The 20,760-nt window shown below is 28.8% G+C and carries 17 protein-coding genes; 10 read left to right on the top strand and 7 right to left on the bottom strand.

Translation table 11 applies throughout. The features are described 5' to 3' along the window. Window positions 1–41: 41 nt before the first annotated feature. Both BLV71_RS02495 and tsaD read right to left on the bottom strand, forming a co-directional pair. The gene (locus BLV71_RS02495; protein WP_176974332.1) at window positions 42–1,892 is read right to left on the bottom strand and encodes an LTA synthase family protein; all 1,851 of its coding nucleotides are present in this window, start codon (window positions 1,890–1,892) and stop codon (window positions 42–44) included. Between the two features lie 3 nt (window positions 1,893–1,895). Continuing rightward, entirely contained in the window at window positions 1,896–2,924 is a 1,029-nt protein-coding gene (gene tsaD / locus BLV71_RS02490) for a tRNA (adenosine(37)-N6)-threonylcarbamoyltransferase complex transferase subunit TsaD (RefSeq protein WP_093869014.1), read from the bottom strand. A 226-nt stretch (window positions 2,925–3,150) separates the two neighbouring features. Here tsaD and BLV71_RS02485 point away from each other — a divergent pair, with 226 nt between their 5' ends. From BLV71_RS02485 to BLV71_RS02465, 5 genes are all read left to right on the top strand, one after another. Then, window positions 3,151–7,515 carry a translocation/assembly module TamB domain-containing protein gene (locus tag BLV71_RS02485; RefSeq protein WP_255405091.1) on the top strand — a complete coding sequence of 1,455 codons (4,365 nt, stop codon included), beginning with the start codon at window positions 3,151–3,153 and terminating at the stop codon, window positions 7,513–7,515. Window positions 7,516–7,525: 10 nt separating this feature from the next. After that, window positions 7,526–8,446: a DUF368 domain-containing protein gene (locus tag BLV71_RS02480; protein WP_093869012.1), complete on the top strand. Its 921-nt coding sequence runs from the start codon at window positions 7,526–7,528 to the stop codon at window positions 8,444–8,446. A gap of 38 nt (window positions 8,447–8,484) precedes the next feature. After that, on the top strand, window positions 8,485–9,492 hold the full coding sequence (locus tag BLV71_RS02475) for a DUF368 domain-containing protein (protein ID WP_093869011.1): 1,008 nt from the start codon (window positions 8,485–8,487) through the stop codon (window positions 9,490–9,492). Beyond that, window positions 9,473–10,231 (top strand): shikimate dehydrogenase family protein, encoded by a 759-nt coding sequence (locus tag BLV71_RS02470; protein WP_093869010.1) that lies wholly within the window; start codon window positions 9,473–9,475, stop codon window positions 10,229–10,231. The genes BLV71_RS02475 and BLV71_RS02470 overlap by 20 nt, the downstream gene beginning before the upstream one ends. A gap of 90 nt (window positions 10,232–10,321) precedes the next feature. Next, window positions 10,322–12,163, top strand: a complete 1,842-nt coding sequence (locus BLV71_RS02465; protein ID WP_093869009.1) for a DUF349 domain-containing protein — start codon at window positions 10,322–10,324, stop codon at window positions 12,161–12,163. Window positions 12,164–12,220: 57 nt separating this feature from the next. On the opposite strand, the gene BLV71_RS02460 is transcribed toward BLV71_RS02465, so the two are convergent. The 5 genes from BLV71_RS02460 to BLV71_RS02440 all read right to left on the bottom strand — a co-directional run bounded on the left by BLV71_RS02460 (window position 12,221) and on the right by BLV71_RS02440 (window position 16,525). Continuing rightward, on the bottom strand, window positions 12,221–12,565 hold the full coding sequence (locus tag BLV71_RS02460) for a TfoX/Sxy family protein (protein WP_093869008.1): 345 nt from the start codon (window positions 12,563–12,565) through the stop codon (window positions 12,221–12,223). A gap of 1 nt (window position 12,566) precedes the next feature. Beyond that, the gene (locus BLV71_RS02455) at window positions 12,567–13,082 is read right to left on the bottom strand and encodes a DUF4136 domain-containing protein (RefSeq protein ID WP_093869007.1); all 516 of its coding nucleotides are present in this window, start codon (window positions 13,080–13,082) and stop codon (window positions 12,567–12,569) included. 105 nt (window positions 13,083–13,187) lie between these two features. Next, on the bottom strand, window positions 13,188–14,675 hold the full coding sequence (locus BLV71_RS02450) for a S8 family peptidase (protein WP_093869006.1): 1,488 nt from the start codon (window positions 14,673–14,675) through the stop codon (window positions 13,188–13,190). A 287-nt stretch (window positions 14,676–14,962) separates the two neighbouring features. Then, window positions 14,963–15,517, bottom strand: a complete 555-nt coding sequence (locus BLV71_RS02445; protein WP_093869005.1) for a hypothetical protein — start codon at window positions 15,515–15,517, stop codon at window positions 14,963–14,965. A 30-nt stretch (window positions 15,518–15,547) separates the two neighbouring features. Beyond that, complete coding sequence (locus BLV71_RS02440) at window positions 15,548–16,525, bottom strand: M28 family peptidase (protein WP_093869004.1); 978 nt, start codon at window positions 16,523–16,525, stop codon at window positions 15,548–15,550. Window positions 16,526–16,596: 71 nt separating this feature from the next. Between BLV71_RS02440 and kdsA the strand changes: the two genes are divergently transcribed. The 5 genes from kdsA to BLV71_RS02415 all read left to right on the top strand — a co-directional run bounded on the left by kdsA (window position 16,597) and on the right by BLV71_RS02415 (window position 20,532). Continuing rightward, on the top strand, window positions 16,597–17,415 hold the full coding sequence (gene kdsA / locus BLV71_RS02435; protein WP_093869003.1) for a 3-deoxy-8-phosphooctulonate synthase: 819 nt from the start codon (window positions 16,597–16,599) through the stop codon (window positions 17,413–17,415). Between the two features lie 47 nt (window positions 17,416–17,462). Continuing rightward, window positions 17,463–18,410, top strand: a complete 948-nt coding sequence (locus tag BLV71_RS02430; RefSeq protein ID WP_093869002.1) for a transglutaminase domain-containing protein — start codon at window positions 17,463–17,465, stop codon at window positions 18,408–18,410. A 149-nt stretch (window positions 18,411–18,559) separates the two neighbouring features. Then, a complete protein-coding gene (locus BLV71_RS02425) occupies window positions 18,560–19,534 on the top strand; it encodes a transglutaminase domain-containing protein (protein WP_093869001.1) in 975 nt (324 codons plus the stop codon). A gap of 87 nt (window positions 19,535–19,621) precedes the next feature. Further along, complete coding sequence (locus tag BLV71_RS02420; RefSeq protein WP_093869000.1) at window positions 19,622–20,230, top strand: hypothetical protein; 609 nt, start codon at window positions 19,622–19,624, stop codon at window positions 20,228–20,230. Between the two features lie 5 nt (window positions 20,231–20,235). Next, entirely contained in the window at window positions 20,236–20,532 is a 297-nt protein-coding gene (locus BLV71_RS02415) for a winged helix-turn-helix domain-containing protein (RefSeq protein WP_093868999.1), read from the top strand. Window positions 20,533–20,760 lie beyond the last annotated feature (228 nt).

Genomic DNA, 20,760 nt, shown 5'->3' with positions numbered 1-20,760 from the left:
ATAGCTAAGATAATTGAAATTAATTAAAAATCAATAGGAGCTTATTTGTTTAGGAAATCTTGATAAGCTTCTTGAGTTATGGCTTTACCCAAAGAGTCTAATGTTTTATAATTTCCTTCTTGTAATACAGGTTTATTACTTACATAATCATACACAAAACTTCCATTTTTCCCTACAGTACCAAAACCTTTATTAAAAATATAATGAATGTATTGTTCCTCAGAATTATTAAAAAGATGCTTGCTGAATTTAAACTGGCTAGCATTCCCTTTTAATAAATGAGTTAACGTGTATGAGAAATCAATTTGTGAACCGAAATTATCAACAGTATACCCTTTTTTAGCAAGAGCTCCTCCTAACCAAACCATTGGAATTTGGAATTTTTTAGGAGAGTTAAAATATCCTTTATGTTTAGGTAGTGGATGTCCGTGGTCAGACATAATCACAACTAATGTATTGTCCCACCAAGGTTGTTTTTTGGCATCAGAAATAAATTTTCCAATTGCTTTGTCAGTATATGCTTGTGCACTTTTATAAAGATTTTCTTCTGAATTTTTTCCAAATTTATAGGTGTCAGGAAATTCATAAGGTTCATGACTGGTTAATGTTAAAGCTACTTTGAAAAAAGGTTTTTCTAGTTGAGGTTTAGATAAATCTTTCATAACGCGATCTAAGAAAATATGATCATGTGCTCCCCATTTTGAATTCCAATTTTCTTTATCAAAAGCACTACCATCAAGCATGAAATCAATATCCCCATTTCTTAAATAGGTATTCATATTACCAAAATTAGTATCACCACCATAGTAAAAAGCTGTATTGTAACCTAAGTTTTTCATTTCCTTAGTTAACATTGGAAGTTTTCTTGTTTTGTGTGGCATTTTAATAATACTTAAAGTTGGTTGAGGATAATAACCGCTTAAAACAGCAACTAAACCTTTATCTGTTCTATCTCCATTTCCATAAAAATTAGTAAATAAAATCCCTTCTTTTGCTAATTGATTTAGGTTTTCTGTAACATTAGGTTCTCCTCCTAATGCACCTACAGCTTTAGCAGATAAACTTTCCCAAATAATTAAAATAACATTTGGTTTCGATGTTTTTAATATCGTATCATTACTAGCTAATAGTTGATTCCTTGTTTTATCAATTATCTCTGTAGCATTATTAGAACTGAAATTTTGATATGGATTTGTGTCTTCTGTTTTGTGAGTTAATGTGTTAGAAAAATTCCATATAAAATTAACTGCTGCGTGATTAGCAAACATGTGTTTAGAAAAATAAACATTACTTTGGTTTATAGGTATAGTTTGAACACCGCCTCTAATTGGAAGTATAAGAGCAGCAAATAAAACTAAAAAAATAGGAGTTTCCCATATTTTTCCTTTTTCTAAATTATTAAAAAGAGTCGTTAGTTTTTTATTGAAAAGATAAGTTGTGAAACCAGAAATGACAAGCCAAATAATAATTACGCCAATTAACATCGTTGCAGATACAGAAGCAAGCATTATTTTTGGAGTGTTGATGTAAGTTAGTAAAGTAGAATCAATACGAACTCCCCACGATTTATACAAAACTATATCAATTAACATAAATAAGTTAATTATAAATATAACAGGGTAGGTATAGCTTTTAATTAATAAAGCAACTATTTTTTTAGGAATCCAAATTGAGAATAAAAAAATCAAAAAAGGAATTAAAGATAGATAACCTGAAAATGAAGCATCCAATTTTAATCCATGTAAAAATGTTTTTAAGATGGTAATAAAATCAAGATCAAAAGTTTTATCGTAATAAAAAGCTAAAAATAAAAAACGAGAAAAAGAAAAATAGAGCAGCCATAATACAAAATAATTAAAGCTAAGTGAAAGTCTGTTTTTTAGTGATTTCATAGTTTATTCAGTAACTTTTAGTCTAGCTTTCGCTGTAACAAAAACATCAGCGTAGTTTTTGTTTAGATATTTTAAATAACCAGTAATAGCAATCATTGCAGCATTATCAGTTGTGTATTCAAAATTAGGAATATAAGTAGTCCAGCCCCAATGCTTCTCTGCTAACTGTAGGCGTTTTCTAATTTCAGAATTTGCGGAAACTCCTCCAGCTATTGCTATATGCTTAATATTAGTATGTTTTACTGCATTTTTAAGCTTCTCCATTAAAATTTCAATAATTGTATATTGGATTGAAGCACAAATATCATGTAAATTTTCTTTAATAAAATCAGGATTCTCTTTTACATTTCGTTGAATGAAATATAAAATCCCAGTTTTTAAACCACTAAAACTAAAATCTAACTCACCTACTTTAGGTTTTGTAAATTTAAACGCTTTTGGGTCTCCAAGTTGAGCATATTTATCAATTAATGGACCACCTGGATAAGGGAGTCCTAATATTTTTGCCGATTTATCAAAGGCTTCTCCAACTGCATCATCTATAGTTTCACCAAGAATTTCCATTTCAAAATGATTAGTGATTTTAACAATTTGAGTATGGCCTCCACTAATGGTTAAACAAACAAAAGGAAATGGCGGTATTTTACAACCTTCTTCTTCTATAAAGTGAGCTAAAATATGTGCCTGCATATGATTAACATCTATCAAAGGAATGTTTAAACCTAAAGCTAATGATTTTGCAAAAGAAGTACCTACAAGTAAAGACCCCATTAATCCAGGACCTCTTGTAAAAGCAATTGAGTTTAAGTCTTCTTTAGTAATACCAGCTTGTTCTATAGCTTGCTGTACAACTGGAACAATGTTTTGTTGGTGAGCTCTTGAAGCTAATTCAGGAACAACACCGCCGTATTTGGCATGTATTTCTTGGTTGGCAACTACATTGCTTAAAACTTTACCATTACAAATAACAGCAGCACTTGTGTCGTCACAAGAGCTTTCAATACCTAAAATATAAATGTTTTTAGTGCTCAAATTAAAAAGAATTAAAGAGCAAAAATATTCATAATGCGTTAGAAATTCGTTAAAATCGAATTTTCTTTGCAATAAGGCAAGATTTTTGGGGTTTGCTAGTTACTTTTGTTAAATTGTTTTCACTAAAAATTTTATTATAAAAAAAATAAGAAAAATAATATTTAGAACAGTAAAGTACGTTGTGCTTTTTTTGTTGTTGCTTATGTTTTTCTTGTCGATACCAGCGGTGCAAAGTAAACTAGGAAGCTATGCTACAAAAAGTATAAATGAAAGTTATGGTACCAATATAGTAGTAAAAAAAATAGATTTATCTTGGTTAGGTAGTGTACAATTAAAAGGAATTGAAATTAGAGATCATCATCAAGATACTCTTATTTTTGTTAAAAACTTAAGTACATCTATACAAAACGCTAAAAAGGTTTTAGATAATAAAATAGATTTAGGGGCAGCTTCTCTTAGTGGAATTCATTTTTACATGAAAACGTATAAAGATGAGAATAATGATAATATGTCCATTTTTATTGACAGTTTTGAAGATGGAAAACCTAAAGATAGTTTATCAACACCATTTATTTTAAGAAGTAATAATATTCAATTAAAAGACTTAACATTTAAGTTGTTTGATTATAATAAAAAAGATGCTCTACAATTTGCAGCATTTAATGGAGGAGGTAATTTACAAGACTTCTCTGTAGTTGGTCCAGATGTTTCTATGGATATCAAAAAAATGTACCTTACTGATAATAGAGGTGTAAACATAACTAACTTAACTACTAATTTTAAGTATACGAAAACACATATGTTGTTTGATGATACGGTTATAGAAACTGATAATGAGTCTGTATTAAAAGCTAACATAAAATTCACATATAATAGAAAGGATTTAGTTGATTTCTCTGATAAAGTCCAGATTAAAGCTGTTTTTGATAAAAGTGCACTTGCTGCTAAAGATTTAAATAAATTATATAAAGAGCTTAGAGGTAGTGATGTAATGTATTTTACAGGTACTATTGATGGAGTTTTAAATAATTTTAGTGCAAGTAATGTAAAGTTAAGATCTAAACGAGGAATGAGAATTATTGGAGATCTTGGTTTTGTAAATGCTTTAAATACGGGTAGAGGTTTTATTTTTGATGGGGATCTAGAAAATGTTACAGCCAATTATTTTCAATTAAAAAGTGTACTTCCTAATTTATTAGGAAAAACATTACCAACCGAGTTTCAACGATTAGGAAACTTTACAATGTCTGGATTAGTTAAAGTTACCCCTGAGCAAATGGAAGCTACGTTGTCAGTAGATTCTGAGATAGGATCAACTATTTCTGACTTACAACTTACCAATATAGATAACATTGACGAAGCTGCTTATGTAGGTGAGGTAGAATTCATAGATTTTGATTTAGGTGTTTTTGCTAATGACCCATTATTGGGTAAAATATCATTAAAAGCAGATGTGAATGGAAGTGGTTTCAACGTAGATAATATTAATACAACCATTATAGGAAATATTAGCACTCTTGATTTTAATAAATACCAGTATAAAAACTTAAGTGTAAACGGCCAATTTCAAAATAAGAAATTTGATGGGTTTTTAAGCTCTGAAGATGATAACTTTAAAATGAAATTTGAAGGGTTAGCTGACTTCTCTTCAGCAATCAATAAGTTTGATTTTGAGGCTGATATTGATAAAATTGATCTTAAAAAAACAAATTTATTTACTAGAGATAACATAGCAGAATTAAAAGGAAAAGTGAAACTTAATGTTTCAGGAAATACTTTTGATGATATTGTAGGAAAAGCAACATTTAAAAACTTTGTTTATAAAAATCAAAAACAGTCGTATACCTTTAAAAAGTTTGATATAAGTTCTGCTGTAAAAGACAGTATTAAAACAATAGAAGTAAATTCAGAAGATATTGTAAAAGGTAAATTAAAAGGTAAATTTTTATTTAATGAATTGTCTTTAGTTACACAAAACGCATTGGGAAGCGTGTATACAAATTATGAGCCTTTTAAAGTTACCCCAAATCAATTTTTAGATTTCGATTTTACTATTTATAATCAAATAATTGATGTCTTTTTACCTGAAATATCAATAGGTAAAAATACACGCTTGAAAGGAAAAATAAAATCAAATGAAAACTCGTTAAAGCTTACTTTTTCATCTCCAGAAATTAATGCCTATGGAAATTTAATAGATAATGTTTTATTACGATTAAATAATAAAAATCCACTTTATAATACTCACTTAATTGCAGGTAAAATAGATTCTAAATATTATGATATTGAAAAATTGAATTTAATTAATAGAACGCAAAATGATACACTATTTTTTAAATCAGAATTTAAAGGAGGGAAAAATTATGAAGAAGATTTCAATTTAGATTTTTATTATACAATTGATAAAGACCAAAAGTGGGTTGTTGGTGTACAAAAATCAATGTTAAATTATAAAGGTTTTGATTGGGTAATAAATCCAACGAGTAATAAAGAAAATAAGGTTACTTTTAATTTAAAAGAGAACGATTTTATAATCAGCCCTTTTGTTTTTCAATCTAATGATCAAAAAATAGCATTGAAAGGAGCTATAAAGGGATCTAATTATAAAGATTTACAAGCGAATTTCACAAAAGTAAAGTTAGAAAGTTTTTTACCTTCTATTGATAGTTTAAAGTTAAATGGAGAGGTTAATGGACTTGTAGATTTTAAACAGAACGAAGATAAGTTAAGTCCTAAAGCAAATTTATTAATTAAAGATTTTAAGATTAATGATTTTGAACAAGGAGATCTAACGTTAGATATTACTGGGGATAATTCGTATGAAAAGTACAAGGTAAATATGTTACTTTCTACCGATAAGGCAAAGAGTATTTCAGCAACGGGAGGATTAGATTTTAGTAAAAAACGACCAACTGTAGATTTAAATATAGCTTTAGAAGAGTATAAAATAGCTGCATTTAGTCCGTTAGGAGGTGAGGTGCTTTCAAAATTAAGAGGAGAGGTTACAGGGAATTTTACGGCTACTGGTTTTTTAAGAAATCCAGATTTTGATGGGTATTTAGATTTAAAAAATGCAGGATTGGCTTTTCCTTATTTGAACGTGGATTTTGATCTTAAAGGAAATACTAGAATTGATTTAGAGGGACAACAATTTAAATTAGATGATGTAATTTTAGAAGATATTAAGCATAAAACACAAGGTGCTCTATCAGGGTATATTGCACATCAAAATTTTGATTTGTGGTTTATGAATCTAAATATTAACACTGATAATTTATTGATTTTAGATACAGAAGAAAGCGAGGAAGTACAATATTATGGAACTGGATTTTTAAAGGGAAGGGCTGAAATAAGAGGAGTTACAAGTAACTTAGATATTGATGTAAACGGAAGTACGCAACCAGGAACTAAGTTTGTTATTCCTTTGAGTGATATTAAAATGATAGATAATTATAAGTTAATTCATTTTGAAAAAAGAGGAGTTGTTAAAGATGAAAAGAGTAAGTTAATAGATGATATTAAAGGATTAGATTTAAAAATAAGGCTTGATGTAACAAAAGATGCAATAGCACAAGTGGTAATTGATAAGGTATCAGGTAGTGAGCTAAGGGGTAGCGGACAAGGTAATTTATTTATAGATATTGATACTCGTGGTAAGTTTAATATGTTTGGTGATTTTACAGTTGATAACGGATTGTATAATTTTAAATATGCTGGTATAAATAAGCCGTTTGTAGTGCAAAAAGGAGGTACTATATCTTGGAGTGGTAATCCATACGATGCTGAACTTGATATAACTGCTGTGTATAGAACAAAAGCGAATCCGGCACAAGTATTAGATAATGTAAATTCTACTCGAAAGATACCTATAGATTTATACACAAAAATTACAGGAGGTTTATTTAATTCAAAGCAAGAGTTTGATATTAAAATACCCAATGCTAATTCAACAGTGAGTTCTGAGTTAGAGTTTATTTTAAATGAAAATGATTTAAATACGAAGATGCAACACTTTTCATTTTTATTAGCTTTTGGAACATTTTATAATGATGAAGCTATAGGGAATAGTGCAACATCAGGTTTAACAGGAACTGCATCAGAAATAGCTTCAAGTATTTTGTCTAATATGCTAAATAGTAAAGACAATAAATTTCAGGTTGGGGTTGGGTACACCCAAGGAGATAGAAGTAATGTTGATAATTTAAATAGTGATGATCAAGTTGATGTATCAGTAAGTACTCAGTTGAGCAATAGGGTAATTGTAAATGGGAAAGTAGGTGTTCCTGTAGGAGCAAATACTCAAACAAGTGTTGTTGGAGAAGTAAAAGTAGAAGTATTACTTAATGAAGAAGGTAATTTTAGAGGAACTGTTTTTAATAGACAAAATGATGTGCAATATTCTACTGACGAAGAAGGGTATACTCAAGGGGTTGGATTATCTTACCAAGTTAATTTTAATAACTTGTCAGAGTTAGGAGAAAAGTTAGGCCTAAAAAAGAAGAAGAAAAAGAAAGAAGAGAAAAAAGATACCATTGCTAAAAAGAAGAAAAAATTAATACATTTTAAATCAACTAAAAAGAAAGATAAATAACTAACTATACATGAGTAGAACAATAAAAGATTATTTAATCATTGGGTTAAAAGGAATGGGAATGGGAGCAGCAGATGTAGTTCCTGGAGTTTCTGGAGGAACTATAGCTTTTATTTCGGGTATTTATGAAGAGTTACTAAGTTCTATAAGTAATATAAATCTAAGTTTATTTCAAACACTAAAAAAAGAAGGGCTAAAAAAAGCTTGGAATCAGTTGAATGGTAGTTTTTTAGCTGCACTTTTTATTGGTATTCTTACTAGTATTGTTTCTTTAGCAAAAGCAATTAAATGGTTGTTGGAACACAAGCCAATTTTGTTATGGTCTTTCTTTTTTGGCTTAGTGTTAGCAAGCATATTATACATAGCTAAACAAGTAGAGAAGTGGAATGTTGTAAGTATAATTATTGGCCTATTAATGATTGGATTTGGTTATTTTATTACTGTAGTTCCCTCTACTAGTGGCCAGGAAGCTAGTTATTTATTTTTAATATTCTCTGGTGCAATAGCCTCATGTGCCATGATACTTCCAGGGATATCAGGTTCTTATATATTATTATTAATAGGTGTTTACCCATTAGTAATGACAGCTTTAACGAACAAAGATTTGAAAATTATTTCAGCAATAATAATTGGAGTTATTGTAGGATTAACTACTTTCTCTAAACTATTAAAATGGTTATTTGCTAATTATAAAAACGAAATGTTGATAGCTTTAACTGGACTTATGTTGGGGTCATTGAATAAGGTATGGCCATGGAAAAGTATAATTTCAACATATACTGATAGGCATGGGGTGGTAAAGCCTCTTCTAGAGAAAAGTATTTTGCCACAAAATTTTAATGGTGAACCTCAATTAATCAATGCATTAATCTTAGCAATTGTTGGTTTTGGTTTAATCTTATTATTAGAGAAATTAGCCGTAAAAAAGTAGTAGAAAAACTGTACTTTAGTTTTTTCTAATTAAGCTACATGCAAAAAGAACGAACATTTATTCAAAAAGTCAATTTGTTTTTAAAAGGATTGGCAATGGGAGGAGCAAATAAGGTTCCTGGCGTTTCTGGTGGTATGGTTGCTTTTGTTATGGGTTTTTATGAAGAACTCATTTTTACGTTTCAACGAATAAACGGAAAGGCATTTAAGCTATTATTAACAGGCCGTTTAAAAAGTTTTGCACGTTATACCAATTTACAATTCTTGGTATTAGTAATGCTAGGTAGTATGTTTAGCTATTTTAGTATTTCTTTACTACTAGATTATTTTTTGAAAAACTATGAGCAGTATGTTTGGGCTTGGTTTTTTGGAATGATTTTAGGATCAATTTATTATATCTCTAAAGATTTTGGTAAGTGGGAACTTAAAAACATTGTAGGTTTATTAATAGGTGTCTCAATAGGAATAGGTATAAGTTTTATGACGCCTGCAAAAGAAAACGATAACCTTTGGTTTGTTTTTTTATGTGGAATAATTGGTGTTTCTGGAATGACCTTACCTGGACTTTCAGGTTCTTTTATTTTAATATTACTAGGTAATTATGTATTGCTTTTAGTTGATAGTGTAAACGTGTTTGGAAATGTAGTTGCAAATTTATTTTCAGGAAATTTTGAGGTGCTTAAAGATGCTGTTAAAGTTAGATATCTTAAAATTATAGCCGTTTTTACAGCTGGTTCTGCTTTCGGGTTAGTTTCCATATCGCATATATTAGGATATGTATTAAAACGATGGCATCAAATAGTTACTGCCGTTATTATAGGATTCATTACTGGTTCATTAGGAATCGTTTGGCCATGGAAAAAAACAATTTATAAAACTACAGAAGCAACATTTTTACTTGATAAAAAAGGAAATAAAATAGTAGAAAATTATCAACGTTACATTCCAGATATACAGGATAAAGAAACGTGGATTTCAATAGGTTTTGTAATTATAGGAATAATTATAATTTTAGTGATAGATTTTTATGGGAGAAAACGAAAATAAACAGCTATTTGCATTAGTAGGAAAAAACATCTCTTATTCTTTTTCTAGAGGGTATTTTACAGAGAAATTTTCAAAATTAGGATTAGCAAAACACGAGTATGTAAACTTTGATATTCAGAATATAGAAGAGTTTACTAAAAAAATAAAAGAGTATAAAAATGAAATAAAAGGAATGAATGTAACCATTCCTTATAAATTAGAGATTTTTGATTTTCTAGATAAAATTGATAAAAAAGCTAAAAAAATAGGAGCTGTAAATACTGTAAGAATTACAAAAAAAGGAAAACTTATAGGATATAATACGGATGTATATGGTTTTAAAAAATCATTAACTCCGTTGTTGAAAAAGCATCATGAAAAAGCTTTAATATTGGGTACTGGTGGAGCTTCAAAAGCTGTAGCTTATGTACTTGATAAATTAAATATTGAGTATAAATTTGTGTCAAGAACACCAAAAGGAAAAGATACCATAACCTATGCGGATGTTTCTGAAAAAGTAATGATGTCACATTTATTGTTAATAAATTGTACACCACTTGGTACTCACCCAAATATAGAAAACTGCCCCAGTATACCATATGAGTTTGTTAGTGAGAAACATATGTTGTATGATTTAATATACAACCCTTCAGAAACAACCTTTTTACAAAAAGGAAAAGAAAAAGGTGCAACTATAAAAAATGGATTAGAAATGCTAGAGCAGCAAGCTGAGAAAGCATGGAAAATTTGGAATAAATAATCATTGAATGTTCGTTAAAAATAAAGTTTGCTATTTTATAAGAATGCTTATCTTTAACAACTAATAAAAAGGAACTTAAACATTGTAGATATGTTAGAAAACAACGAAGAACAGGTTGAACAACCAATAAATGAAGAGAGTACAACCGTAAATGAAACAGATAAGGCTGTTAATGAAGTTGAAAATGAAGTAGCTCAAGAATCAGAAAAGGCAGAAGAAAGGCATGAAATTCCAATGCTTGATTATGCAACTATGGAGCTAGATAAATTGGTTGAAGAACTAGAGAAACTATTAAAAGCACATCCTGTTCAACAATTAAAAAATAACGTTGATGCAATTAAAAATTCGTTCAATGCTAAATTTGGTAAATTATTAGCTGAAAAGAAAGAAGCTTTTTTGTCTGAAGGAGGAAACTCAATAGATTTTCAATTTTCTAGCCCAGTAAAAACAGCTTATAATAAATTATTAGGTGAGTATAAAACGAAACGTGATGCTTACTATTCACAATTAGAGAAGAAGCTTAAAGAGAATCTTGAAAAAAGAAATGTTTTAATTGAAGGATTAAAAACATTAATTGAAAGTGGTGATGTAAAAACAATGTACAATGATTTTCAAGCAATTCAAAAGCAATGGAGAGAAATAGGACCAGTGTCTAAAACAAAGTATAATGATACATGGAAAACGTATCATCATCATGTTGAGCGATTCTATGATTTACTACACTTAAATAAAGATTTTAGAGAGCTTGATTTTAAACATAATTTAGAAGAGAAGTTAAAATTAATTGCAAGAGCTGAGGCATTAAATGAAAAGGATGATATAAACGAAGCTTTTAAAGAGTTACAAGATTTACATCGTTTATGGAAAGAAGAAATTGGACCTGTAGGAAAAGAACATAGAGAAGATGTTTGGGGTAAATTTAGTGAGGCTACAAAAAAAATACATGATAAGCGCCACCAGCATTTTAAAGTTTTAAGAACAAAACATCAAGAAATGATTGATGCGAAATTAGAAGTTGTAGCGGAAATTAATGCTTATGATACTTCTAATAATAAAACGCACAATGATTGGCAAAAAAGCATTGTTGAAATTGAAGCTTTAAGAAAGAAGTATTTCGACATAGGAAAGCTTCCATATAGTAAAAGTGAAGCGGTATGGCAACAATTTAAAGCAGCAACTAAGAAGTTTAATGCTTCAAAAAATGTTTTTTATAAAGAAGAAAAAGGAGCGCAAAGTAATAACTTAAAGCTTAAAATAGAATTAGTAGAGTTAGCTGAGAGTTTGAAAGATAGTGATGATTGGGATACTGCTACAAATACAATGAAACGTATACAATCTGATTGGAAAAAAATAGGTCACGTTCCTAGAAAATTTTCTGATGAAATATGGAAGCGTTTTAAAGGGGCTTGTAATCATTACTTTGATAGACTTCACGAGCGTAAAAATGAATTAAATAAAGAACAATTAGTTGTTGTTGAAGGTAAAAAAGAATTTATCGAAGAAATAAAGGCTAAAGAAAATTTAACGCTTGATGAGGTAAAAGAATCTATTTCTAAATGGAAAGAATTAGGGGTTTTACCTAAAAATGCACGACATTTAAACGAAAAATTTAACAAAGCTATAGATACTCACCTTAATAATTTAAATATGGGGAGAGCAGATATAGAAATAATGAAGTTTAAAAATGTTATTGAAGGATATTTAACTCAAAAAGATTATAGAAAATTAGATAGCGAACAATTATTTATTAGAAGAAAAATAGATGAGAATGTTCGTGAAATGCAGCAGTTAGAAAACAATTTGAGTTTTATTTCTAATGCAACTGAAGATAATCCTTTAGTGAAAAATGTTCGAAATGGAATTCAGAAATTCAAAGATGAGTTAGACATTTGGCAATTAAAGTTAGATTACCTTAAGAAGTTAAACTATTAATTAGTTGTATATATTTTAAAAAAAACGGTAGAAAGAAATTTCTACCGTTTTTTTATTTTAAAGTTTTTTCTTATTCGATTTTGCTTTTGGATTATAATCAAGTGCTAACTGTAACCAATAATATAAGTTTTCGTCTAAATCAATGGCTTCATTAGACAAAAAAACAAAGCCTTTCATTGGTTTTCCTGTAAAATTCATGGTATTACATCCTGTTTTTGTTAAGGATTCTTCATAAATACCTGGATCAATCCGAGCCATGACTTCATTTTTAATAACTCCAACACACATTTTATCGTTAATCATAAAACAGAGTCCCCCAAACATTTTCTTTTCTATAAAAAAAACATTTTCGTTTTGAAAAAAATGAGAAATTCTGTCAGATAAAAACGTATCGTAAGCCATGCTATTTTTTTGGAGGGTATTTTGTAAAAGATTTTTTAACTATTTGAGAATAGTGTGTTTTCTTTTCGTTAGGTGAAGCTCTTTCATTTATTTCACTGTTTATTTCACTTTGCCATATTAGCTCATTTGATGTTGCCTCAACAAAATCAATGGTAAGTATTTGGTTTATTTTTTTTCTACCTATCGGTATTCCACCAGAAATACCAAAGCCGATATTTCCTCCACCACCAATTCCTACTCCAATAGTATTTCTATTAGCAGATTCTCTTTCTTTTGAAAAGAAATTAACGTAAAAATCAGGAGTTTCAGAAATTTTCATTCCTTTAATGTTTAAGTTTTCTGTAATTATTTGTGTAACTCTTTTTATATCTAATTCATTCAGTCCTTTACCAGCGTCTTCAAAAAAATTGAATGTTTTGTACTTTTTAAAGTTTGTTTTGCTATCGTAGTCATATACTACTCTACTAGTAGAACAACTTATAAAAAGAAATAGAAAGAGATATTTTAATTTATTCATGATGTTATTTTTAATAAAAGAATAGCAAAAACTATACCTTATAAAAATACAAAAAGCTTCGAATAAACGAAGCTTTTGCAAAAATTAGTTAGTTGATTAATCTATTTATTGAACAGCTTTTAAAGCATCAATATTTCCGTATCCATATTCAGAATGCTTATTAGGGTAAAAATCAGCAGACTCTTTCATTTTTTGTAAAACCTGAGCACGCGACCAACCTGGATGTTTTGCCCACACTAAAGCAGCAATACCAGCAGTTGTAGCAGTTGCTACTGATGATCCCCCAACATAGTTTTCTTTACCGTTATAATAACTTAAAACTGGTATTTTATTATCAGTTCCATTTCTTCTTTGCATTTGTACAGTAAAGTCTATTTTAGAACCAGAATGACATACATCACATTTACTATATTGACCTTCTTTAACACCAGTAACCGCAACAGTTTCATTCATGCTAGCAGGGAAAATTACTCCATACCAAGTAGTAAATGAAGTAGATGTACCACCAGCAGCTAAAATCATTTTACCTCTATTGTATGCATATTTTACAGCATCTTCAACTCTACCAATACTAAAAGGAGAACCAATAGACATTGAAATTACTTTTACATCACTTCTGTTACCTAGAGCAGTTAAAGCTTCAGCAATACCTCTTTTTTCATGATAATCATTTATTAAAACATTTTCAACAGCTCTATAGCTAACTAAATTAGCATTGTAAGCAACACCAACAGGAAGGTTGTCATTGTTTCTTGGAGCAGTAGCAACAGCGGCCATTTTAGTTCCGTGTCCACATTTGTCGTTAACACCATCATAGTTGTTTGACCATGCCCACCATGAATCTACAAAAGTTCCGTATTTCTGTACCGATCTACCTGAAGAATATCCATCATTAAAATATTGATTCATCCATTTTTGTTCTGGTGATAACCCTGAATCTATAATAGCTACGGTAACTCCTGAACCTGTACTGTAATTCCAAGCTTGAGGTATTTTATGAGCATCAAAAGCCCAAGGTACTCTTGCTCCTGGCGTAACAGTTCGGTAATCATTAGAGTTTAAGGTTAATTGGTTATAACCACAACCAGAACCTCCAGAAGAACTAGACCTTTGTTGGCTAGAAGTACTAAAAAAACTATAATCAGCAGGTTCTATATATCGAACTCGTTTATCGTTTAGTAAAACTTTAATAGTTTCTTTGTTTGTTACTTTAAGATCAATAACATTAATGTTTTCATCAGCAAAAATCTCATTCTTCCCTTTAGAAGCAGTTTTTTCTATACTATTAACTAAAGCTAAGATTTGATTTTTTATATTTTGAGAAGTTGAACTTCTTTGATAGTTGTTTTTTGAGTTTCCATAACCTATAGTTAAAAGGTTATTTCCATGTTTAATAGCACTCCATATGGTATGAACATCTTGGTCTGACCATATAAAATCTCCTTTAGTTTCTAAAGATTTTTTGATAACACTATTAATTTCTGTTTTTGATAATAACTCTTTTTGTTCTTGATTTTGAATTTCTAATGAATCGTTTGTAGAGCAAGAGAACATCATAAAGATTATCCCAATACTTAAAAGATTTTTTTTCATAATTTGAAGGGTTTGTTATTAAATTTTAGCGAATGTAGTAAAAAATTAATAAAATTTAAGAGTAATTGTCAATATAGTGTTGTTTGAATTATTAAATTATCATTAGTTTAATGTTAAGGAAACAAAAAAAGCAAGAAAATCATTCTTGCTTTTTAATAATTGTTTAGAAATTATATAGGTTTTGTAAAATCTTGATTTTCAGTAAGGGTTAATGCTTTTTTCGGTTTAGTATTAATTTTTAGTTATTCCGAGTGAATTTGATAAGAAGATAGTTGAGTCCACAGTATTTACGAATATAAATTGTTGTGTGACGCTTTTATTTTATTTTCAATTCGTTTTAGTACAGAAACATATTTTTCAAGTTGTTTAATGTCTTTAATTCCATATTCAGGTGTTAAAGTAATTTGGGTGGTTGTCTTAACTCCGGTTTTTATATAAATTTTGTCATTTAAAATTTCGTTACAAAAGAATTTATCAATTGCGAGTTGTTTTATCAAGTCTATATTTCCTCGAAACAAAAATTGTTTTACAAGCGACTTATGAACAAACTTTCCTCGTTGCGGTATAATGAAATTCAGAAATTTATTCCACGAATCAATTGGGAATATTGTTAATTCAGTTGCGTAAGTTTTATCCAAATGTAAAGTAATCCGAAACGGTTCAGTTACTGGCATTGCTCCAGCAACTTCATTTAAATTAATACTTATTTTAGTTCCATCAAGTTCTATAATGCCACTTTTTGGTTTATAAACGTATTTTCCAATCGGACTGTTTACATTTATAGTTGATTCTTCTGAATATTTCCCATTATATTTTTCTGTTAATTCTTGAATAACGTTCATTATTTCAGGGTTTTATGTAATTGTACAGGACTATTCTTTTATAACAACTCTTGTAGGTGTATCTTTACCATTAATAATGCTTTCAGTACCTTTTGCTACTGCTTTAACAGTTTCTGTTAGAACCCCAACATTTAAAGTTTCTGCTTCATCTGAAACCTTATGATAATCTGGATCTATATCAATAGGAGTTGTTGAAAAGGTATGTGATGGAACTCCTAAGCGAGCTAAGGACGCATTATCTGATCTAAAAAACAGGTTAAACTTTAGATACGGGTCAGGAAATAATTTATAGTCAGTTCCTTCAAGGTTTTTTTGAATGATCTTACCAAAGTTAGAGCGATCAAAACCAGTTAACCAAGCAGTTTTTGGACCAGTTTTTGGTTCTTTTCCTATTAATTCTAAGTTAATTCCAGCAACAAATTTAGTTGGGTCAATTCCTTTACCAAAGTATGTAGACCCTATTAACCCCATTTCTTCAGCTGTAAAACAAACAAATAAAATACTACGTTCGTTAGTATCACTTTTTGCAAAATATTCAGCTAAAGTTAAAACACCAACTACACCAGAAGCATCATCATTAGCACCGTTAAATATGCGATCACCATCTCCACTTTTTTTAACACCTAAATGATCATGATGAGCCGATACAATAACAAATTCATTTTTCTTAGTTTTTCCTTCCAATACACCAATAATATTACTCATTTTAATTCCTTTATGAGTAAAGTTTTGACGATAACTTTTAAGGTCACCAAAAGTTTTTAAGCCTATTTTTTTATATTCGTTTTCAATATATACAGTAGTTTTTTCCATCCCTTCTGTTCCAGGCTTTCTCCCTTCCATTTCATCAGAGGATAATGTATATAAATGTTTACGTACTAATGAAGAATCTATTGAAATATTCTTTTTTTGAGTAACTTTTGTGTTATTTCGTTTAATATTTTTTGTTTGTTTACAAGAAATAAACGAGAAAATTAATGCTAAAAGGAATATTGGTTTTTTATTCATGTTAAATTGATTTTAAAGTCTAAATATAGCTAATTTAATTTCTTATTTTTGTTTTTAAATAAATAACTAATATGCATTTATCAGATATTCCTAATATAAAACATAGTAATTCAAATAACTTTTTTCTTTTAGCTGGACCTTGTGCTATAGAAGGTGAAGATATGGCTTTAAGAATTGCTGAAAAAGTAATTTCCATAACTGACAAGTTAGAGATACCTTATATATTTAAAGGGAGTTTTAAAAAGGCGAATAGGAGTAGAGTTGATAGTTTTACTGGAATAGGAGATGAGAAAGCATTAAAAATTTTACGTAAAGTTTCTGAAACATTTAATGTACCTACTGTTACCGATATTCACGAAGTATCTGATGCCGAAAAAGCAGCAGAGTTTGTTGATGTTTTACAAATACCTGCATTTTTAGTGCGACAAACAGATTTAGTGGTAGCTGCTGCAAAAACTGGTAAAGTTGTAAATCTTAAAAAGGGGCAATTTATGAGCCCAGAAGCAATGCAACATGCAGTAAAAAAAGTTCACGATTCTGGAAATAAGAACGCTTGGATAACTGATAGAGGTACTATGTTCGGTTATCAAGATATGATAGTTGATTTTAGAGGGATACCTACAATGAGAGAATATGCACCTACCGTATTAGATGTTACACATTCTTTGCAACAACCAAATCAATCAAGTGGAGTAACTGGTGGTAGACCTGATATGATTGAAACAATAGCAAGAGCAGGTGTTGTAAATAATGTAGATGGGCTTTTTATTGAAACTCATTTTGACCCTTCAAATGCTAAAAGTGATGGTGCAAATATGTTAGATTTAAAATATTTAGAGGCATTATTAACTAATTTAATTGCTATTAGAAAAACAATTATTAAATTGTAGGCATAGTTTTTGGTTAGTTAGTTAAAATTATAATCCCTTAATATAATATGCGCAAACTTTTTTTATATTTAATTTTATTGATTTCTTTTAATGTTACATCTCAAAACTTTAAAGAAATTAATGAGAAGCTAAAAAAATACCCTAAACAAATAACAGCTAAACGTCTTGCTAAAAAAGTAGCAAAAGATTTTTCTTCTAAAGAAGGTCAAGCTAAGGCTGTGTTTTATTGGGTATCTAACAATATAAAATATAACCTGTCTGCTTATCAAAATCAGTCTCAAAAAAGAATTGGTTTTAGTTATAAAAATGAAGAAGACAGATTACAGAAAATACAAGCCATTAAAGATAGTATTGTTGCAAAAACATTAAAAACAAACAAAGGAGTTTGTGAAGGATATGCACAAACTTTAGCCAAGGTTTTTAGTTATTTAGGTTTTGAAAATGAAGTAATAAAGGGGTATGTAAGAAATTCTATTTATGATATAGGAGAAAAATTAAATGTACCAAACCATGCTTGGAATGTTGTTAAAATAAATAATAAATGGGTTCTTATGGATGCTACTTGGGCATCAGGAGCAGTGATAAATGGAAGATGGCAACCAAATTTTAATGAATACTTTTTTAACTTTCCTAAAAAGCATTATTTGAAAACGCATTACCCAAAAGATAAAAAATGGTTGTTTGGAATGAAGCTTTCAAAAAAAGAATTTTATGATCAGCCAATTTATTCCTCTGACTTTTTAAAAACTAATTTAGAGTTATTAGGGCCTTTAAAAGGGATTATTAAAACGAAAAATACTGTACTTTTAAAAGTAAAAAACCTTTCGTCTTTTCAAACTGTTTTGTGTGGATTAAGTAGTTACAGATTTGCAAAAAAACCAAGTCTTATTTATAAAAATGATGTTGGTTATATTAAAATTACACCTACAAAAAATTGTAACAAGTTATTTTTAGTTGTTGACGGTAAAATTTATATAGAGTACAAATTAATTTAGAATATAAGCTTAAATAGAACTGCTATATAAGATTAAATATTAGATGTTTTCTAATAGATTTTACTTTGCATAAATTTAATAAGAAAGGTACTGTATTAGGTTTTACTTCAGTTGAATATTAATTTGTATATTTATTTGAAAATGATGTTATGAAAAAATCACTAATTACTTTTTTACTTTTCACCGTATCAACATTTATCTTTTCGCAAGAGGGGGTATTTGACGTAAAACTTACTAAGGTTGATAAAATTATTCACTCATATAACAATATAAAATCTATAAATCATTTAGTTGAAAAAATAGATTACGATTTTGAAACTAATATAGAGAAGGCAAGGGCAGTATATACTTGGATAGCCTTAAACATAGCCTATGAAAATTCAAATGTATTATTTTCTCCTGAATTTTTGATTTATCAGAATAAAGAAAGCCTTAAAAGACTAAAGGACTATAAAAATAGGCAAACCATAGTAGAAGCATTTGAAACGAAAAAAGCAGTATGCTTAGGATATGCATTATTGTTTAATAAGGTTTGTAATGCCCTTAAAATTAAAAATGAATTAATTTATGGATATACTAGATCATCCGTAGAACAAATTGGTAAGATAGTTTCTAATAAAAACCATGTTTGGAATGCGGTGTATGTAGAAAATGAATGGAAACTTATTGATTTAACATATGGAGCAGGGTATAATTATAGAGGTGTTTGGCAAAAATATTTAGATGTAAGTTTTTTTGATGTGAATAAAGATAAACTTAGATTAACTCACTTTCCTTCTAAAGTTTTTTGGAGAAAGTATTTAAAACAAAAGCCTTTAAAAGAGTTTTGTAATGATCCTTTTTTTCATGACTCTTTTTTAACATCAAATATTGAAATCATCACTCCAAAATTAGGAGAGATTAAAGTTAAAAAAAGAGAAAAACTATATTTAAAACTTAAAGGAATAGATAAAAAGGCTTCAATACTATACACGTATTCTAATGATAAATATCTAAGAGTTCCTCATGTTAAGAATACTAATTCTACAAGTCGAATTTATTTTAAAAAGCCTAAAGAAAATACCAACTTAAATATTTATGTAAATAATGAGCTAGTAATGCAATACAAAGTATTAGTAGAATAACTCTTTTCAGTTTTTGATTTTTTGAAAAAAAATATTTGTTATAATGAAATAAAAATACTTACTTTGTGGTTCAAAGTACTTTAAAAAATGAGTAGAGAAGAATATTTAAAAGATATATCTGAAATTAAAAATTTAATGAATAAATCATCACGTTTTATTTCATTAAGTGGTCTTTCTGGTATTTTAGCTGGTATATATGCTTTATTAGGTGCAGGATATGCCTATTGGGTAGTGAATATTAATGGAAGGGGCTATTTAACTTTAGATGGAAAAGTATTTCAGTTATTAAGTATTGTACTTTTATTGATTGGGATTTTGAGTGTAGGAACTGCCATTTTTTTAACAACAAAAAAGGCAAAGAAAAATCAAGAGAAAATATGGGATCCAACTACAAGAAGATTATTATTTAACTTTTTAGTGCCTTTAGTTGCGGGTGGTATATATGTAATAATAGTTTTGAGTCAGGGGCGTTATGGACAATCTGGAGCTTTAATGTTACTTTTCTATGGTATTTCATTATTCAATGCATCAAAATATACATTGGGTTACGTTAAATATTTAGGTTTAACTGAAATCGTTTTAGGTTTAATTAGTGCTATTTTTCCTGGATACGGATTTTGGTTTTGGGTACTAGGTTTTGGAGTAATGCACATTATTTACGGTACTTTAATGTATTATAAATATGATAAAAAATAGTTTTTTTGAAAAATATTATTTTAAATATAAATAAAGCTTTTGATCATAGAATCAGACTAGGTATAATGTCAGTTCTAATGGTGAATGAGTATGCAGATTTTAAAACTTTAAAAGAGTTATTAGGAGCTACAGACGGAAATTTAGCAAGTCATTCTAAAGCATTAGAAAAAGTTGAATTTATAAGAATTGAAAAACAATTTATAGGAAGAAAGCCTAATACAAGGTATTATGCTACTGAAAAAGGAAAATTAGAATTTAAAAAGCACATAAGCGCATTAGAAAAATTAATAAAAAATAAGTAGTATTTTTTTTGAATAATTACTTTGTATTTCAAAGTCCTTTGTATTTTTTTTGTTGTAAATGTCTTGAATAATAGGGGGAGATTGCTATGGATATCCTGAGTTTAATAAAAGAGTTCGTAAAATGTATAGTGAATTGAAAAAGAGAACTGTGCTGTAATAAACAGCTATTAATTAAACTCAGGTTATTATAAAAAAAAGATGACTAGTTACTTAGATAAATTGGAGAAT

The organism is Tenacibaculum sp. MAR_2010_89 (assembly GCF_900105985.1).
Taxonomy (GTDB): domain Bacteria; phylum Bacteroidota; class Bacteroidia; order Flavobacteriales; family Flavobacteriaceae; genus Polaribacter; species Polaribacter halocynthiae.
Note: the sequence above shows the minus strand (reverse complement) of the source record. Positions and strands in the feature narration are given on the sequence as shown.

Coding starts and splice junctions, on each gene's coding strand:
- BLV71_RS02445 (WP_093869005.1), bottom strand. CDS start 15,517: ATGAACGTTATTCAAGAATTAACAGAAAAATATAATGGGAAATATTCA.
- BLV71_RS02495 (WP_176974332.1), bottom strand. CDS start 1,892: ATGAAATCACTAAAAAACAGACTTTCACTTAGCTTTAATTATTTTGTA.
- BLV71_RS02480 (WP_093869012.1), top strand. CDS start 7,526: ATGAGTAGAACAATAAAAGATTATTTAATCATTGGGTTAAAAGGAATG.
- BLV71_RS02465 (WP_093869009.1), top strand. CDS start 10,322: ATGTTAGAAAACAACGAAGAACAGGTTGAACAACCAATAAATGAAGAG.
- BLV71_RS02470 (WP_093869010.1), top strand. CDS start 9,473: ATGGGAGAAAACGAAAATAAACAGCTATTTGCATTAGTAGGAAAAAAC.
- BLV71_RS02440 (WP_093869004.1), bottom strand. CDS start 16,525: ATGAATAAAAAACCAATATTCCTTTTAGCATTAATTTTCTCGTTTATT.
- BLV71_RS02430 (WP_093869002.1), top strand. CDS start 17,463: ATGCGCAAACTTTTTTTATATTTAATTTTATTGATTTCTTTTAATGTT.
- BLV71_RS02455 (WP_093869007.1), bottom strand. CDS start 13,082: ATGAATAAATTAAAATATCTCTTTCTATTTCTTTTTATAAGTTGTTCT.
- BLV71_RS02450 (WP_093869006.1), bottom strand. CDS start 14,675: ATGAAAAAAAATCTTTTAAGTATTGGGATAATCTTTATGATGTTCTCT.
- BLV71_RS02475 (WP_093869011.1), top strand. CDS start 8,485: ATGCAAAAAGAACGAACATTTATTCAAAAAGTCAATTTGTTTTTAAAA.
- BLV71_RS02420 (WP_093869000.1), top strand. CDS start 19,622: ATGAGTAGAGAAGAATATTTAAAAGATATATCTGAAATTAAAAATTTA.
- kdsA (WP_093869003.1), top strand. CDS start 16,597: ATGCATTTATCAGATATTCCTAATATAAAACATAGTAATTCAAATAAC.
- BLV71_RS02425 (WP_093869001.1), top strand. CDS start 18,560: ATGAAAAAATCACTAATTACTTTTTTACTTTTCACCGTATCAACATTT.
- BLV71_RS02460 (WP_093869008.1), bottom strand. CDS start 12,565: ATGGCTTACGATACGTTTTTATCTGACAGAATTTCTCATTTTTTTCAA.